Source organism: Bradyrhizobium diversitatis (assembly GCF_016031635.1).
Taxonomy (GTDB): Bacteria; Pseudomonadota; Alphaproteobacteria; order Rhizobiales; family Xanthobacteraceae; genus Bradyrhizobium; species Bradyrhizobium diversitatis.
Map to the genome: position 1 here is coordinate 66,352 of NZ_JACEGD010000030.1, position 15,801 is coordinate 82,152.

Sequence of the window (15,801 nt, forward strand, 5' to 3'; positions counted from 1 at the left end):
TGACGACGCAGGTGTGTGGCGACGCCTTGCCCCTACCGCCCCGCCCCATACAGCTGCCGGTACTCGCTCTCATACGGCGCATACGAGTCCTTCAGTGTCGCCATGTTCAGCAGCATGGTCGCCACCATCGCGCCCGCACTGTCGAACACGCGCGTCTTTACCCAGGCGCTTTCGGTGCGGCGGCTGCCGGAGAGCGCGACCACCTCGCGCTCGACTTCGTACTCTTCGCCAACGAAGAGCGGGCCCTTCACGAGGCGGATCTCCTGGTCGGCGAACAGGCCGACAGCCGGGCCCCTGGCCGGCAACGGATCGTCCTTGGAGCGGTACTGAAACAGCACGCTCAGCATCTCCATCGGGATGATGGGCCTGCCCCAGGGACTATCCGCGCTCGAGTAGTAGGGCGAGTTCTCGGTGATGACGGCGAGCTTCCGTCGGAGTGAGAACGGATAGAGGTCGCCCATGTTCTGATCGAAAGCCATGCGCACAGGTTGCCGCTTGCCGGTCTGCGCCACCTTCACATCGCGCAGGATCACGGGATCGGTCAGCGGCTTGAGCTCGCCGAGGCGCGTCTCGAGCGCGGTCGCAACCGGCGCACCGCCGGCCGAGGCCGTACCGCGCAGCACCTCGGTGCCGTCGCGCTTGACCATCTGAATCTGGCACTGGCTCGTGCCGGGCAATGGCTTCGACAGGATCGCCTGCACCTCCTCACCTTCGTAGCAGACGCTGCGATAATGCGCGGACAGGCAGCCTGTCTCGAACCAGGCACGACCCCAGAGCCGTTCGCCGAGCGGTGCGAATTGGCTGAAATGCGTGGGGCCTTCGATGGTGCCGCCCTTGAAGCCCAGCTTCTGGGCGGTGGCATCGTCATGGATCGAGGCGTGCGCATCGTAGACCTGCGCCTGCAGCATCTGCCGCGGCCTGCGCCACGGGCCGATCAGCGCCTCCGTGGTCTCGGTGATCTCGGTCTCGAACGCGTTTGCAGTCATGGCTTTTCCTCCACAGGCAGCCATGACTAACAGGACCGCCACGGATGCGGCCAGCGATATTGACTTCGCTGTGACATGCTTTTGACTGTCACAATTCGCGACGCGCAGCCGCAATCCCTCCCGCAGCGCAAACCCCGAGAGCCAAGGACTTCCGAAATGACGCTGATGCAGGTCGAGCTGGACGACAAATACCGGCTCGAATCGAAGCGGATCTTTCTGTCCGGCACCCAGGCTCTGGTTCGACTGCCGATGTTGCAGCGCGAACGCGACCGGCTTCAGGGGCTCAACACCGGCGGCTTCATCTCGGGCTATCGCGGTTCCCCGCTCGGCATGTACGACCACGCGCTGTGGCGGGCGAAGTCGCACCTCCAGCAGCACGACATTGCCTTCGTCCCCGGACTGAACGAGGACCTGGCCGCGACCGCGGTCTGGGGCAGCCAGCAGGTCGGCCTGTTTCCCGGCGCCAAGGTCGATGGCGTGTTCGGCATCTGGTACGGCAAGGGCCCCGGCGTCGACCGCTCGGTCGATGCGCTCAAGCATGCCAATGCAGCGGGCACCTCGCTGAACGGCGGCGTGCTCGCGCTTGCCGGCGACGACCACGGCTGCCAGTCCTCGACGCTGGCGCATCAGAGCGAGCAGGTGTTCGCGGCGGCGCTGATCCCGGTGATCAACCCGGCGACGCTGCAGGACTATCTCGATCTCGGCCTCTACGGCTTCGCGCTGTCGCGCTTCTCCGGCTGCTGGGTCGGCTTCAAGGCGATCAGCGAGACCGTCGAGAGCTCCGCGTCGATCTACAGCGATCCCGAACGTATCCAGATCAGGCTGCCCGACGATTTCGAGATGCCGCCCGGCGGCCTCAACATCCGTTGGCCCGATCCGCCACTGGAAGCCGAGAAGCGGCTGTTCGGCCCGAAGATGGCCGCCGTGCAGGCCTTCGCCCGCGCCAACCAGCTCGACCGCATCGTGCTCGATTCAAAGCCGGCGCGGCTCGGCATCGTCGCGACCGGCAAGGCCTATCTCGACCTGCGCCAGGCGCTCGCCGATCTGGGCATTACGGACAAGGACGCGCAGGATCTGGGTTTGCGCATCTACAAGGTCGCGCTGACCTGGCCGCTCGAGGAAAGCGGCGCCAAACGTTTCGCCGAAGGTCTTCAGGACGTGCTGGTGGTCGAGGAGAAGCGCGGCTTCATCGAAGACCAGCTGATGCGCATCCTCTACAACATCGACGCGTCGAAGCGCCCGACCGTCACGGGCAAGCGCGACGAGCGCGGCGCACCGCTGCTGCCGAGCGAGGGCGAACTGACACCGACCATCGTCGCGGCCGCACTGGTGGCGCGTTTGCGCAAGCTCGGCCATCACAGCCCAGTGCTGGAACAGCGCCTCGCCCGACTCGAGGCCTTCGACAATCCCGTCACCACGAGCACGCAAATCAAGCTCGCGCGCACGCCGTTCTTCTGCTCGGGCTGCCCACACAACACCTCCACGCGCGTGCCGGAGGGCAGCCGCGCCATGGCCGGCATCGGCTGCCACGGCATGGCCCTGAGCATGCCGACCCGCCGCACGGATTTGATCTCGCATATGGGCGCCGAGGGCGTGAACTGGATCGGCCAGTCGCCCTTCACGACCGAGAATCACATCTTCCAGAATCTCGGCGACGGCACCTACACCCATTCCGGTCTTCTGGCGCTCCGCGCCGCGTCCGCCGCCGGCATCAACATCACCTACAAGATCCTCTACAACGATGCCGTCGCCATGACCGGCGGCCAGCCGGCCGAAGGTGCCTTCAACGTCGCCCAAATCGCGCATCAGGTCTGGGCCGAAGGCGTCAAGCGGCTTGCGATCGTCTCGGACGATCCCGCCAAGTACCCGCAAGGCAATTACTTCCCGCAAGGCGCGACGATCCATCACCGCCGCGAGCTCGATGCCGTGCAGCGCGAGCTGCGCGACATCAAGGGCCTCACCGTCATCGTCTACGACCAGACCTGTGCCGCCGAAAAGCGCCGCCGCCGCAAGCGCGGGCTGTATCCCGATCCCGCCAAGCGCGCCTTCATCAACGAGCTCGTCTGCGAAGGCTGCGGCGACTGCTCGCAGGCCTCCAATTGCGTCTCGGTGCAGCCGTTGGAGACCGAGTTCGGCCGCAAGCGTCAGATCGACCAGTCGAACTGCAACAAGGACTTTTCCTGTGTCGAGGGCTTTTGCCCGAGCTTTGTCACGGTGCACGGTGGCACGCTCAAGCGTATGAAGACCTCGGCGGTCGATTCCGGGCAATTGTTCGCCGATCTGCCGCTGCCGCCGGCGCGTGAGCTCGACGGTCCCTACAACATCCTCGTCACCGGCATCGGCGGCACGGGCGTCATCACCATCGGCGCCCTGCTCGGCATGGCCGCCCATGTCGACGGCCGCGGCTGCTCGGCACTGGATTTCACCGGCCTCTCGCAGAAGAACGGCGCGGTGATGAGCCATGTCCGCATCGCGCCGAAGCCGGAGGAGATCTCCGCGGTCCGCATCACCACCGGCGGTGCCGACGTCATCCTCGGCTGCGACATGATCGTTTCGGCCGGCCCGACCGCACTCAGCCGCGCCGAGCGCGGCGTGACCAAGGCCTACATCAACGCCGACCTGCAGCCGACCGCCAGCTTCGTGCAGAACCCCGATCTCGATTTCGAGATGGGAACGATGCGGACCGTGCTGCGCGACGCCGTCGGCGACAACAACCTCGACATCATCGACGCCACGGGCATTGCTTCGGCACTGATGGGCGATAGCATCGCGACCAATCCGTTCATGCTCGGCTTCGCCTTCCAGAAGGGCGCGATCCCGCTGTCGCTGGACGCCCTGCTGCGCGCCATCGAGATCAACGGCGCCGCGACCGAGATGAACAAGCTCGCCTTCACCTGGGGCCGCCTCGCCGCCCACGACATGTCGCGCGTGCGCAGCGTGCTCCAGTTCAAAGCGAGAGCGTCCGCGCCGGCGAAATCGCTCGACGACATCATCGCGACCCGCGCCGAATTCCTGACCTTCTATCAGGACAAGGCCTATGCCGACCGCTACCTCGCAGCCGTCGCCAAGGTGCGCAAGGCGGAGAGCGCGGCTTCGCCCGGGTCAACCGAGCTCACCGAAGCGGTCGCAAAGAACCTGTTCAAGCTGATGTCCTACAAGGACGAATATGAAGTCGCCCGTCTCTACACTGACGGCAGCTTTGCCAAGAAAGTGTCGGAGAAGTTCGACGGCGATTTCACGCTGAAGTATCACCTGGCACCGCCGATCTTCGCCAAGCGCGACAAGACGACCGGACATCTGCAGAAACAGGAGTTCGACAGCTGGATGATCCACGCCTTCCGCCTGCTCGCCAGGCTCAAGTTCCTGCGCGGCGGCCTGCTCGATCCGTTCGGCCGCACCGAGGAGCGCCGGACCGAGCGGAAGCTGATCGCCAATTATCTGGCGATGATCGATCAGCGGATCACAGGGCTGAAGCCGGAGCAGATCCCGCTGCTGGCAAGGCTTGCGCGCGTGCCGCAGACCATCCGCGGCTTCGGCCATGTCAAGGAAGCCAACATCAAGCTGGCGGCGGCCGAGACGGCGCGGCTGGAAGCAGAGCTCGAGAACAGCCGCTTTGCGGCAGCTGCGGAGTAGCGGTTAGAGCTCAAGCCCTCTCCACGCGTCATTGCGAGGAGCCCTTGCGACGAAGCAATCCAGACTGTCGCCGCGGAACGATTCTGGATTGCTTCGCTCCGCTCGCAATGACGAGATTGTGGAGACGTGTTCGCCACTGCTCCGCGCTAGCGCCCCGGCTTGCGCTCGATCGGATCGATGTCGATCGCCCGCAGGCGGCCGAGCCGCAGCACGTCCATGGCGAGCCGCCGGCCGATCCGGTCGCGGTCGAGCACGCGGATCAGATCATCGACGCCGTTGATCTCGACGCCGTCGAGCCTGATCACGACGTCGCCGGGCAACAGGCCCGCCTTGGCCGCGGGTCCATCCGGCTCGATCTGCATCAAGAGCGCGCCCATCTTGTTCTCGACGCCGGCCAGCACCGCATGCCGCCGCGGGACCGGTGCCGTCTGCCCGGCAACGCCTATATAGGCGCGACGGACGTAGCCGTGGCGAATGATCTCCGACAGCACGAATTGCGCGGTGTTGCTAGCGACCGCAAAACAGATCCCTTGCGCGCCGTTGATGATGGCGGTGTTGATGCCGATCACCTCGGCATTCGACGACACCAGCGGCCCGCCCGAATTGCCGGGATTGAGCGCGGCATCGGTCTGGATCACGTCCTCGATGGTGCGCCCGCTGACCGAGCGGATCGAGCGCCCGAGCGCCGAGACGACGCCGGCGGTCACGGTCGATTCGAAGCCGAGCGGATTGCCGATTGCGATCACGAGCTGGCCGCGGCGCAACGTCTTGGAATTTCCGAGCGCGGCATAAGGCAGATGGCGAACGCCGTTGGCGCGCAGCAGCGCAAGGTCCGTGTCGGGATCGACGCCGAGCACCTGGGCCTCGCCGACATGACCCTCGACGTCGCGCAGCCGTATCTCCTTCGACGTGCCGACCACATGGCTGTTGGTGAGGACGAGTCCATCCGGCGAGATCACGATGCCGGAGCCGAGCCCGCCGCGCTCGCGGCCGTTCGGCACCTTGGGACCGGTCTCGACACGCACGACCGCAGGGCCGACGCGGTCGGTCACATCGATCACGGCATTGGAATAGGCGTCCAGCAGGGCCCCGTCGCCGACAGGGGCAGACGTCGTCGTTCGCGATGACGGCGCGTCATCGGCGATATCTGAGGTGAAGTCCAACATGGCAAGAGTCCTTGAGGCTCACACAGATGGTGGCCTGTTTCCTGCCGCGCAAGATGCGCGCCTGGAGCGCAGGGCTGGACTGCCCAGATGGCTAGGGCGCTCGCCTCAGCGAGCCGCCTCTTGCCTTGACCGGGTCGAGCAGCGTCCAGTCGCCATCGGGAAGCACATGGCCCTTGGGGAACGGCGCGCGGAGCTCGAGCCCCAGCGAACCGAGCACGCGGTCGTCGCGGTAGTAGCATTGCAGCACCACGCGGACGAGCGTTGCGGCGGCGACGCCGCCGGAGATGCGGAACTGCTGGGCGACGCCGTCGCGCGCGGCGGGCTCGAGATCGGCCAGCGGCATGCCGGCGAGCCGAGCCAGGTGATCCAGCGCCGTCACGACCTGTTTGGTGTCGCGGCCGAGCGTTGCGATTATGTCGGCCTGAATGATGTCGTCATCGGCGCCCGGAACGCGATATTCCTCGCTCGGAGGAATGATCATCGCGGCGATGGCGCGCAAGTCCTGGCGCTGCCGCGGCGTGAGGGTCAGTTGCTCGGACATGGCAATCCTCTATTCGAACAAATTGGCCAGGCGCTGCTTCATCTGGTCGGCGATGTACAGCGCGAGGGCCTGGATGGTCGACGTCGGGTTCACGCCGCCCGAGGTGACGAAGATGCTGCCGTCGACGATGAAGAGGTTCTTCACGTCGTGCGCGCGGCCCCATTCGTTGACCACGGAGCGTTCAGGGTCGGTGCCCATCCGCGCGGTGCCGAGCAGATGCCAGCCGCCCCAGGGGATCGGATTGTTGATGCAGATGTCGGTCGCGCCGGCGGTCTCGAGAATCTCCCTGCCGCGCGCCAGCCCGTGCTCCATCATTTTCCGGCTGTTCTCGCTGATCATATAGTCAACCTTCGGCGCGGGGATGCCGTGACTGTCCTTCAGCACGGGATCGAGCGTGACGCGGTTGTGCTCCTCGGGCAGATCCTCGCAGATCGCCGACACCGCGAGCCGATGACCGTTGAGCTTGCGGAATACGCGATGATGGTCAGCGCCCCATGGCAGAATGCCCTTTTGCTCGCTCGCGACCGCCTCGAACACCGGCCCCGCGCCGCGGCCGAACTGGATGCCGTAGCCGCGCACGAAGCCGCGCGACAGGTCGGTGTCGTAAAACTCCTTGCTCCACAGGCAGGTCGGCGGCGCGCGATTGCTGTCGGTCGGCTCCTTCACAAATCCGTAGATTTGAGCATAGGGATGGAACATCAGGTTCTTGCCGACGAGGCCGGACGAATTGGCAAGCCCGTTCGGAAAGCGCCCCGAGGCCGAGTTCAAAAGCAGGCGCGGCGTGCCCACGCCGTTGCAGGCGATGATGACGACATGCGCGGGCTGAAACTGCTCGACGCCGTCCTTGTCGTAATAGACCACGCCCGAAGCCATGCCGTTCTCATCGGTGGTGATCTCCCGCACCCGGCAATGGGTGCGCAGCTCGACGCCGGCGCGGATCGCATGCGGCCAATAGGTGATGTCGGTGGATGACTTCGCGCCCTGCGCGCAGGCCGGCGTGCAATGGCCGAGATTGATGCAGCGTGCCCGGCCCTCATAGTCGATGGTCGCGACCGTCGTATCCGACGGCCACCAGTGCCAGCCGAGCTTGTTCATGGCCTTGCCGATGATGGCGCCGGACAGTCCGAGCGGCTGCTGCGGCATCGGCGGATGCGTCAGCGGCGAGCGTGGATCGCCTGACAGGCCGGACGTCCCCATCATCCGGTCGTTCTCCTCGAAGAACGGGGTCAGCGCGTCGTAATCGATCGGCCAGTCGTCGGCGACGCCGTCCAGCGTCTTCACCTTGAAATCGGAGGGGTGCAGCCGCGGCCAATGCGCGGTGTACATCACCGTCGAGCCGCCGACCGCATTGTAATTGACGACCTTGATCGGGGAGTTGTCGTCGTTGATCGGGTAGTCCTCGGGCCGGCCGCGGACGTTGGGGCTCGACGACCATTCGCCGTAGAATTTGGCCTCCCAATCCCGGCCGGTGCTGGGATATTCCGCCGGATTCATCCAGCCGCCCTGCTCCAGGCAGAGGATGTGCATCTTGGTCTCGGCCAGCGACCACGCCACCGCCGCGCCTGAAGCGCCGGCGCCGATGATCAGGACGTCCACGGGGTCTTTCATCGCAAGCTTTCCTCCCCCTCGCCGCTTCCCGGGCGATTCGGCCTATCGCGGCTAGCGAGGCCGGCGAACGATAAGGTCAGAGCGACGGCCGAGTAAAGCCGCGAGGCCGGAATGTCGCGCTTCGCGGGGTGCAGACCATTGGTATCGCCACATCCCGATGCTAGGAACGGGACGCACGAGCCCATCGATAGCGAGACCGTATGTCCTTCCGAAATTTCTTTGCCAGCGCCCGCGTTTTTGCGCTCATTTCGTTTTTCGCCTTGTCCGGATTTCTGGGCGCCCCCTCCCCTGCCTCGGCGCTGACCGGCGCCGCGACGGCCCGCGACGGCAACTCCATCCAGCTTGGCGACGTGACGTATCGGCTGGACGGCGTCGATGCGCCCGAGCTGGACCAGGTCTGCATCGACGATCACGCCGATGCCTGGACCTGCGGCATCGAGGCCCGCGATCAGCTCACGAAGCTGATCAAGGGACGCGTGGTGCGCTGCGACGACGTCGGGCCGGAAAAGAGCTTCGGCAAGCGACACCGGGCGATCTGCACGGCCGAGGGCGACAAGTCGACCTTGAACGAACAGCTGGTCAGGCTCGGCTTTGCCGTCGCCCGGGAGCCGATCAAGGCCAACGTCAAGCCCGCCGCGGCCGAAGCCAAGACAGCCGCCACCGGGATCTGGAAGGGCTGTTTTGTTGCACCGCAAGATTTTCGCGCCGGCAAGAAGGACGGCACACTCCTGGGCGCCGCCTGCCGGCCCGACCGCGACAAGGAGATTCGCGCCGTGCTGTTCCCAGAGGAACTGACGATGCCGCCCAGCTGCAGCATCAAGGGCAAGCTTGCGGTGCGCGCCCGCGTCACCGGCAATATCGGCATCTACCATCTGCGGGGATGCCCGAGCTATCCCGCGACCACCAGACCCGACCGCTGGTTCTGCTCGGAGGACGACGCCCAGGCTGCCGGCTTCCGCAAGGCCTATAATTGCCGCCGGCCAAAGTGAATGGGCGAGTTCCACACCTGTGAGTAGTATTCCGGCTCCGTATTGATCCGGGATTGAACTTCATCCGCAATTGCTGCATTTGTATGCGTACGCGAGCGCCTAGCGCGAGCGTTTCCTTGGCAACAATCCGGCTCCGGCCCGATTGTCTTTGCTCGGGCGTTTCCTCCCTAGACTTGGCCGCTTGTCACGAGCAAGCGGCCGTTCTTTTCTGTGCACCGCTGTGTAAGCCGAGGCGTGGTGCCCGGGACGAGCCATGACGCCGCGGCAACGTCAGCGCTCCGGATGCCCCGTGACGCCTTCTTGCGATCGTTGCGCGTGATCACTGCATCCGCATGATCTGGTCCATCGGCGGCATGTTCGCGTTGAGATGCGCCATGATCCAGACCGTCCCGCCCACCACCAGGAAGACGACAAGCAGCCCGAAGGCGAGCGCCAGCACGTTGTTGGTGTTGTCGGGCCCCGTGGTGATGTGCAGGAAAAACACGAGATGCACACCCATCTGTGCGATCGCAAGCACGATCAGCGCGACCGGAATCGAGGGCTGCCAGACCAGATCGGTGCCGGCGATGAAGAACGAGGTCGCCGTAAGCAGCAGCGCGAGCACGAGGCCGACCACGTATCCGACGACCCGCGTGCCGACACTATGCTGCTCTTCCTCACCCGGTGCGAGGTCGTGCTTGACCATTCCATGCGTCTGCTCACTCATGGCGCACCCCCGAGCAGGTAGACGACCGAGAACACTGCGACCCAGATGATGTCGAGCGCATGCCAGAACAGCGCAAAGCACATCATCCGGCGCAGAATGTCGGCGCGAAAGCCCTTTGCGAACACCTGGGCCATCATGGTGAGGAGCCACAGCACGCCGGCGGAGACATGCAGGCCGTGGCAGCCGACCAGGGAGAAGAACGCGGTCAGGAACGCACTGCGCGACGGACCGTACCCGCGCGCAATGAGATCGGCAAATTCGCGGAACTCGAGCACGAGGAATATGAGCCCGAGCACGCAGGTGACGGTCATGCCGAGATAGAACCAGAACCGGTTGCGCACGTCGGCGGCGATGCTGGCCATCCCGCAGGTGAAGCTCGAGAGCAGCAGGCAGACCGTCTCGATCGCGACATTCCTTTGATCGAAGATCTCCGCGCCCTTCGGGCCACCGGCAGTCTGGCCGGACAGCACCGCATAGGCCGCGAAGAAGCAGGAGAACATCACGATGTCGGAGAGCAGGAAGACCCAGAAGCCGTAGGCGGTCACGATCCGCTTCGGCGCGGGGCCGGGATGCTCGATGACGAGGCCGATGTGATGGGGATCGGCACGGGCGTGGTCGGCCGTCGTGGTCATCGCCATCAGACTGCTCCCGCCATGCTGACGAGGTTGCGTCGTTCCTGGATGTTGCTGCGGTCGATGCGGGCGACCTCCTCGGCCGGGATGACGTATTCGTCATGGTCGCGCCAAGCGAACACGACGAAGGTGGCGAAGGCGCCGAGGCCGCCCAGGATCACCATCCACCAGATGTGCCAGATCAGCGCGAACCCCATGATGGTGGCGAAGAAGGCGCAGACGAATCCGGTCGGGGAATTCCGAGGCATCTCGATATCCTGATATTCCGGCGGCTCATGCTCGAGCGATTGCTGCTTCGCGTGCGCCTTCATGTCCCAATAGGCGTCCTCGCCGCGCACATCGGGATTGAAGGCGAAGTTGAACACCGGCGGCGGCGACGAGGTCGCCCATTCCAGCGAGCGCCCGTCCCAGGGATCGCCGGTGCGATCGCGCAACGCCTCGCGATTGCGGATGCTGACCACGAGCTGCACGATCTGGCAGATCACGCCGATCGTCAGCACGGCCATGCCGAACGCCGCAACGATCATCCAGGGCCGCCAGGCCGCGACGTCGTAGTGCTGCAGGCGACGAGTCATGCCGAGCATGCCGGCGATGTAGAGCGGCATGAAGGTGACGTAGAAGCCGAGGAAGGTGAACCAGAACGCGGCCTTGCCCCAGCGCTCGTCGAGGCGGAAACCGAACGCCTTCGGAAACCAGTATTCCAGGCCGGCGAAGGCGCCAAACAGCACGCCACCGATGATGACGTTGTGGAAGTGCGCAACCAGGAACATGCTGTTGTGGAGCATGAAGTCGGCCGGCGGCACCGCGACGAGGACGCCCGTCAATCCGCCGATGATGAAGGTGACCATGAAGCCGACCGACCACAACATCGGCGTCGCAAAACGGATGCGGCCGCCATACATCGTGAACAGCCAGTTGTAGATCTTCACGCCGGTCGGTATCGCAATGATCATGCTGGCGATGCCGAAGATGGCATTGACGTCGGGCCCCGCCCCCATCGTGAAGAAGTGGTGCAGCCAGACCATGAACGAGACGACGCAGATTGCCATGGTCGCCAGCACCATGGAGCGATAGCCGAACAGCGCCTTGCCGGAGAAGGTCGACACCACCTCCGAGAAGATGCCGAAGGCTGGCAGCACCAGGATGTAGACCTCGGGATGGCCCCAGGCCCAGATCAGGTTCATGAACATCATGACGTTGCCGCCGGCCTCGTTGGTGAAGAAGTGGAAGCCGAGGTAGCGGTCGAGCAAGAGCATCGCGAGCGTGGCGGTGAGGATCGGGAGGGCCGCGACGATGAGAAGGTTCGAGGCCAGCGTGGTCCAGCAGAACATCGGCATGCGCAGATAGTTCATGCCCTTCGTGCGCAGCTTCAGCACGGTCGTGACGAGATTGATGCCGGCGACCAGCGTCCCGACGCCGGAGATCTGCAATGACCAGGCGTAATAGTCGACGCCGACACCGGGCGAGTAGACCAGCCCCGACAGCGGCGGAAAGGCGAGCCAGCCGGTGCGCGCGAACTCCCCGACCACGAGCGAGACGTTGACCAGCAGCGCCCCGGTCGCGGTCAGCCAGAAGCCGACCGAATTGAGCGTCGGAAACGCGACGTCGCGCACGCCGAGCTGGAGCGGCACGACGAGGTTCATCAGCCCGATCACGAAGGGCATCGCCACGAAGAAGATCATGATGGTGCCGTGCGCGGAGAAGATCTGGTTGTAGTGCTCCGGCGGCAGATAGCCCTGCGACTGATAGGCGATCGCCTGCTGGATCCGCATCATGATGGCGTCGCTGCCGCCGCGCAGCAGCATCACGGAGGCGAGCAGGATGTACATGACGCCGATGCGCTTGTGATCGACGCTGGTGATCCATTCGCTCCAGAGATAGGACAGATGTCCCTTCACCACGACCCACGCCAGGACGCCGAGGATGGCGACCAGCACCACCGCGCCGGCGACGAGCGGAATCGGCTGATCGAACGGAATGGCCGACCAATCGAGCTTACCGAGCATCATGGCCTCCACTGTGCGCCCGGCCTGCTTCGGATGCGAGCTCCGGCCCTGGTCCCGGCGGAATGTGCTGGGTCGCGATCAGGTCGAACAGCCGTGGATCGTCCAGGCGATAGACAGGTCGGCCCTTCTCGATGCCCTGCTGCATCAGCTTCTTGTAGCTGTCCGCATTCAACACCGCGTCCGTCTTCGCGGTATTCGCCACCCATTCCGGAAAGGCGAGCGGCGAGACGACGTTGACGTCGAACATCATGTCGGGAAACCCGTCGCCGGAGAAATGCGCGGACAGGCCCTGGAGCTTGCCTTCATTGTCGGCACGCAGGTTGAGCCTCGTCACCATGCCGTTCATGGTGTAGATCATGCTGCCAAGCTGCGGGATGAAGAACGTGTTCATGACGCTCGACGATGTCAGCTGGAAATTCAGCTCGGCGCCCGCAGGCACCGTCAACGTGTTGATGGTGGCGATGCGCTGGTCCGGATAGATGAACAGCCATTTCCAGTCGAGCGACACGGCCTGGATCCGCACCGGACTTCCGGTGCCCGGCACGGGCGCGGCCGGATCGAGCTGGTGCGAACCGATCCAGGCGACACCGCCGAGCAGGATGACCGTGAGTGCAGGGATTGACCACACCACCATTTCGACGCGGCCGGAATAGACGAAGCCAGGCTGGTAGCGCGCTCTCGGATTCGAGGCGCGAAACCAGAAAGCGAAGCCGAGGATCGTAAAAATGGTCGGCACCACGATCACGAGCATGATGAAGACGGAATCGACCAGGATGGTGCTGTTGCCCGCAGCCACGGGCCCTTGCGGATCGAGCAGATTCATCGGCAAGCCACTGGCGGTTGGGAGCCCCCGGGGCAGAGCCTAGCGCGGGAAAGGCTCCGGCAGCAAACGCTGCGGGCTCAGAACGGTTCCTGCACGGCACGGCTCAGTCATGCGCGACAGGCCGGCCGCAATATGCAATTCCATGTGATGTCAATGACATGCACGCAGGAGCCACGCCCTTCTCTCCGGTCGGGGCGATTGCTAATCTGCACGAAAATAATGGGGCGAATGGTGCCCGTGCCGGGGAGTGAACTGAGATGCGGTTGAAGGACAAGGTCGCGATCGTCGTCGGGGCCGGGCAAAGTCCCGGCGAAGGCATGGGCAACGGCCGCGCTACCGCGCTCACCTTCGCGCGCGAAGGCGCGAAGGTCTTATGCGTCGACCATCATCTGGGGTCGGCGCAGGAAACGGTGGCGATGATCGCCGCGAAGCTTGGCACCGCCGCGGCCTTCAAGGCCGACGTGATTAAGTCTGCCGACATCAAGGCGATGGTGGCCGACGCGCAATCGCGCTGGGGCCGGATCGACGTGCTGCATAACAATGTCGGCGTCAGCCTGTCCGGCGGCGACGCCGAGCTGCTCCAACTGACCGAAGAGGCGTTCGACCGCGTCGTCGCGATCAATCTGAAGAGCTGCATACTCGCCGCGAAGGAAGTGATCCCGATCATGCGCGCTCAACGCAGCGGCGCCGTCATCAACATCTCCTCGATGGCCGCGATCACAACGTATCCTTACGTCGCCTACAAGGCGACGAAATCGGCGATGATCGCCTTCACCGAACAGCTGGCGTATCAGAACGCCGAGTACGGCATCCGCGCCAACGTCATCCTGCCCGGCCTGATGAACACGCCGATGGCCGTCGACACCCGCGCCCGCGAATGGCACAAGACCCGCGCCGAGGTCGAAGCCGAGCGCGACAGCAAGGTGTCGCTGCGCAGGAAGATGGGCACCGGATGGGACGTCGCCAACGCCGCGCTGTTTCTGGCGTCCGACGAGGCGAACTTCATCACCGGCGTGACGCTGCCGGTGGACGGCGGCGCAAGCGTGCGGCGGGGGTAGGTCGTTCTTCTGCCTCTCCCCGCACGCGGCAGGGCTATCGCATATGAGATGTGGCTATGGGCACCGACTGTCTCCACATCGTCATGGCCGGGCTTGCCCCGGCCATCCACGCCTTGCCACGCAGCACAAAGAACGTGGATGCCCGGGACAAGCCCGGGCATGACGACCTCTGCAAAACTCACATGCGATTGCCCCTGCCCGCAAGCGGGAGAGGGAGCCCAGTCCCGACGCCGAAGCATCATTCACACCATATGCGATAGCCCTGCCGCACGCGGGGAGAGGCGAAGAGAAGTCGCTCACCGCGAATGCGTCACCCGCCAGATCGTGCCATTCCCATCCTCCGACACCAGCAGCGATCCATCCTTCGCCACGGCGACGCCGACCGGACGGCCCCACACCTCGGTGTCGCTCACGACAAACCCCGTAACGAAATCCTCGTATTCGCCGGTCGGCTTGCCGTCCTTCATCCGGATGCGGATCACCTTGTACCCGGTGCGCTTCGAGCGATTCCAGGAACCGTGCTCGGCGGCGAAGGCGTCGCCCTGGTATTCGGACGGAAACTGCGTGCCCTGGTAGAAGGTCATGCCGAGCGAGGCCGAATGTGGCTGGATGAGCACGTCGGGCACCGTCACCTTGTCCTTCAGGTCCGGCCGCGCGCCGGCATGGCGCGGGTCTTCATTGCTGCCGATGTAGAACCAGGGCCAGCCGTAGAACGCGCCCTCCTTCACGCTGGTCACGTAATCGGGGACGAGGTCGTCGCCCAGGCCGTCACGCTCGTTGGTCGAGCACCAGGGCAGACCGGTCTGCGGCTGGATTGCAAGGCCAACGCAGTTGCGGAGGCCGGTGGCGTAGATCTTCCGCTCCTTGCCGTCAGGATTGAAGGCCAGCACGGTGGCGCGCTCGGTCTCGCTCGCCCAGGCCGCGCCAAGCGGCTGCGCCCTCGACCACGCCTCCAATCCGCCCGGCGGCGTTCCCATGCCTTCGGCGACGTTGCTGAGCGAACCGACCGAGACCAGCATGCGCCTGTTATCAGGCGTGAAGGCGATGTCGCGCGTGGAATGGCCGCCGTCATGCGGCAGGCTTGCCACGATCGTCTCCGCCTTGCCGCGCGCCTTGAGATCGCCGGCCTGATAGGGGAAGCGGACGACGCCGTCGGTGTTGGCGACATAGACCCATTGCGGATTGTCGCCGTTCGGAAAGAAGGCGATGCCGAACGGCTGCCGCAGTCCGCTGGCGAACACCTCGTTGGTCGCGACCTTGCCGCCCTCCCCGGCGCGCAACACGCGGATGTTACCTGCCCGTGTCTCCGCGACGAAGATGTCGCCGTTCGGCGCCACGCGGATGATGCGCGGCGCGCGCAGGCCTTCGGCGAACAGCTCGATCTTGAAGCCTGCCGGCACCTGGGGCGAGGCTTCTTGCGGACGCGGCACGACGCGCGCGGAACTCGCAACCGAGCGCGTGGCGCCGGGCCTGACCAGATCCTGCGGCTGGATCAACCTGACGGTGCCGGGCTTGTCGGCCCGCCAGTCGCCATAGGCATCCTTGCCCTGCAACACCGGCTCGGCCTGCGCGCCGGCTGCAACTGCAGCCAGCAGCCCCGCGGATATCGCCGCGTACGGAGTCCTGTTCTTCACGTCGCCTTCTCCCCACCTG

General features: G+C 65.0%; 12 protein-coding genes. 3 read left to right on the plus strand and 9 right to left on the minus strand.

The window, feature by feature from the left end:
• Positions 1-32: 32 nt before the first annotated feature.
• The gene (locus tag H1B27_RS28550; RefSeq protein ID WP_197968368.1) at positions 33-986 is read right to left on the minus strand and encodes a hypothetical protein; all 954 of its coding nucleotides are present in this window, start codon (positions 984-986) and stop codon (positions 33-35) included.
• Between the two features lie 156 nt (positions 987-1,142).
• On the opposite strand from H1B27_RS28550, the gene H1B27_RS28555 reads away from it, so the two are divergent.
• The gene (locus H1B27_RS28555) at positions 1,143-4,619 is read left to right on the plus strand and encodes an indolepyruvate ferredoxin oxidoreductase family protein (RefSeq protein WP_197968369.1); all 3,477 of its coding nucleotides are present in this window, start codon (positions 1,143-1,145) and stop codon (positions 4,617-4,619) included.
• A 146-nt stretch (positions 4,620-4,765) separates the two neighbouring features.
• On the opposite strand, the gene H1B27_RS28560 is transcribed toward H1B27_RS28555, so the two are convergent.
• The 3 genes from H1B27_RS28560 to H1B27_RS28570 all read right to left on the minus strand — a co-directional run bounded on the left by H1B27_RS28560 (position 4,766) and on the right by H1B27_RS28570 (position 7,934).
• Positions 4,766-5,785, minus strand: coding sequence for a S1C family serine protease (locus H1B27_RS28560; protein ID WP_061878303.1), 1,020 nt, complete (start codon positions 5,783-5,785; stop codon positions 4,766-4,768).
• Between the two features lie 91 nt (positions 5,786-5,876).
• Positions 5,877-6,326, minus strand: a complete 450-nt coding sequence (locus tag H1B27_RS28565) for a hypothetical protein (protein WP_061878304.1) — start codon at positions 6,324-6,326, stop codon at positions 5,877-5,879.
• Positions 6,327-6,335: 9 nt separating this feature from the next.
• Complete coding sequence (locus H1B27_RS28570) at positions 6,336-7,934, minus strand: GMC family oxidoreductase (RefSeq protein ID WP_197968370.1); 1,599 nt, start codon at positions 7,932-7,934, stop codon at positions 6,336-6,338.
• A 200-nt stretch (positions 7,935-8,134) separates the two neighbouring features.
• Here H1B27_RS28570 and H1B27_RS28575 point away from each other — a divergent pair, with 200 nt between their 5' ends.
• Entirely contained in the window at positions 8,135-8,923 is a 789-nt protein-coding gene (locus H1B27_RS28575) for a thermonuclease family protein (protein WP_197968371.1), read from the plus strand.
• 319 nt (positions 8,924-9,242) lie between these two features.
• Here H1B27_RS28575 and cyoD read toward each other — a convergent pair whose 3' ends face one another.
• Genes cyoD through H1B27_RS28595 form a run of 4 tightly spaced genes read right to left on the minus strand, consistent with a single transcriptional unit; the run spans position 9,243 to position 13,090 of the window.
• Positions 9,243-9,629 carry a cytochrome o ubiquinol oxidase subunit IV gene (cyoD, locus tag H1B27_RS28580; protein ID WP_028177683.1) on the minus strand — a complete coding sequence of 129 codons (387 nt, stop codon included), beginning with the start codon at positions 9,627-9,629 and terminating at the stop codon, positions 9,243-9,245.
• Positions 9,626-10,267, minus strand: coding sequence for a cytochrome (ubi)quinol oxidase subunit III (locus tag H1B27_RS28585; protein WP_197968372.1), 642 nt, complete (start codon positions 10,265-10,267; stop codon positions 9,626-9,628). The genes cyoD and H1B27_RS28585 overlap by 4 nt, the downstream gene beginning before the upstream one ends.
• Entirely contained in the window at positions 10,267-12,267 is a 2,001-nt protein-coding gene (gene cyoB, locus H1B27_RS28590) for a cytochrome o ubiquinol oxidase subunit I (protein WP_197968435.1), read from the minus strand. The genes H1B27_RS28585 and cyoB overlap by 1 nt, the downstream gene beginning before the upstream one ends.
• Positions 12,257-13,090 carry a cytochrome ubiquinol oxidase subunit II family protein gene (locus tag H1B27_RS28595; protein ID WP_197968373.1) on the minus strand — a complete coding sequence of 278 codons (834 nt, stop codon included), beginning with the start codon at positions 13,088-13,090 and terminating at the stop codon, positions 12,257-12,259. The genes cyoB and H1B27_RS28595 overlap by 11 nt, the downstream gene beginning before the upstream one ends.
• Before the next feature lie 257 nt (positions 13,091-13,347).
• Between H1B27_RS28595 and H1B27_RS28600 the strand changes: the two genes are divergently transcribed.
• Positions 13,348-14,148: an SDR family NAD(P)-dependent oxidoreductase gene (locus H1B27_RS28600; protein ID WP_197968374.1), complete on the plus strand. Its 801-nt coding sequence runs from the start codon at positions 13,348-13,350 to the stop codon at positions 14,146-14,148.
• A gap of 296 nt (positions 14,149-14,444) precedes the next feature.
• Here the strand turns inward: H1B27_RS28600 and H1B27_RS28605 are convergent, their stop codons facing one another.
• Positions 14,445-15,782 (minus strand): PQQ-dependent sugar dehydrogenase, encoded by a 1,338-nt coding sequence (locus tag H1B27_RS28605; RefSeq protein ID WP_061878310.1) that lies wholly within the window; start codon positions 15,780-15,782, stop codon positions 14,445-14,447.
• Positions 15,783-15,801 lie beyond the last annotated feature (19 nt).

Coding starts and splice junctions, on each gene's coding strand:
- H1B27_RS28585 (WP_197968372.1), bottom strand. CDS start 10,267: ATGGCGATGACCACGACGGCCGACCACGCCCGTGCCGATCCCCATCAC.
- H1B27_RS28600 (WP_197968374.1), top strand. CDS start 13,348: ATGCGGTTGAAGGACAAGGTCGCGATCGTCGTCGGGGCCGGGCAAAGT.
- H1B27_RS28560 (WP_061878303.1), bottom strand. CDS start 5,785: ATGTTGGACTTCACCTCAGATATCGCCGATGACGCGCCGTCATCGCGA.
- cyoD (WP_028177683.1), bottom strand. CDS start 9,629: ATGAGTGAGCAGACGCATGGAATGGTCAAGCACGACCTCGCACCGGGT.
- cyoB (WP_197968435.1), bottom strand. CDS start 12,267: ATGCTCGGTAAGCTCGATTGGTCGGCCATTCCGTTCGATCAGCCGATT.
- H1B27_RS28550 (WP_197968368.1), bottom strand. CDS start 986: ATGACTGCAAACGCGTTCGAGACCGAGATCACCGAGACCACGGAGGCG.
- H1B27_RS28570 (WP_197968370.1), bottom strand. CDS start 7,934: ATGAAAGACCCCGTGGACGTCCTGATCATCGGCGCCGGCGCTTCAGGC.
- H1B27_RS28595 (WP_197968373.1), bottom strand. CDS start 13,090: ATGAATCTGCTCGATCCGCAAGGGCCCGTGGCTGCGGGCAACAGCACC.
- H1B27_RS28575 (WP_197968371.1), top strand. CDS start 8,135: ATGTCCTTCCGAAATTTCTTTGCCAGCGCCCGCGTTTTTGCGCTCATT.
- H1B27_RS28565 (WP_061878304.1), bottom strand. CDS start 6,326: ATGTCCGAGCAACTGACCCTCACGCCGCGGCAGCGCCAGGACTTGCGC.
- H1B27_RS28555 (WP_197968369.1), top strand. CDS start 1,143: ATGACGCTGATGCAGGTCGAGCTGGACGACAAATACCGGCTCGAATCG.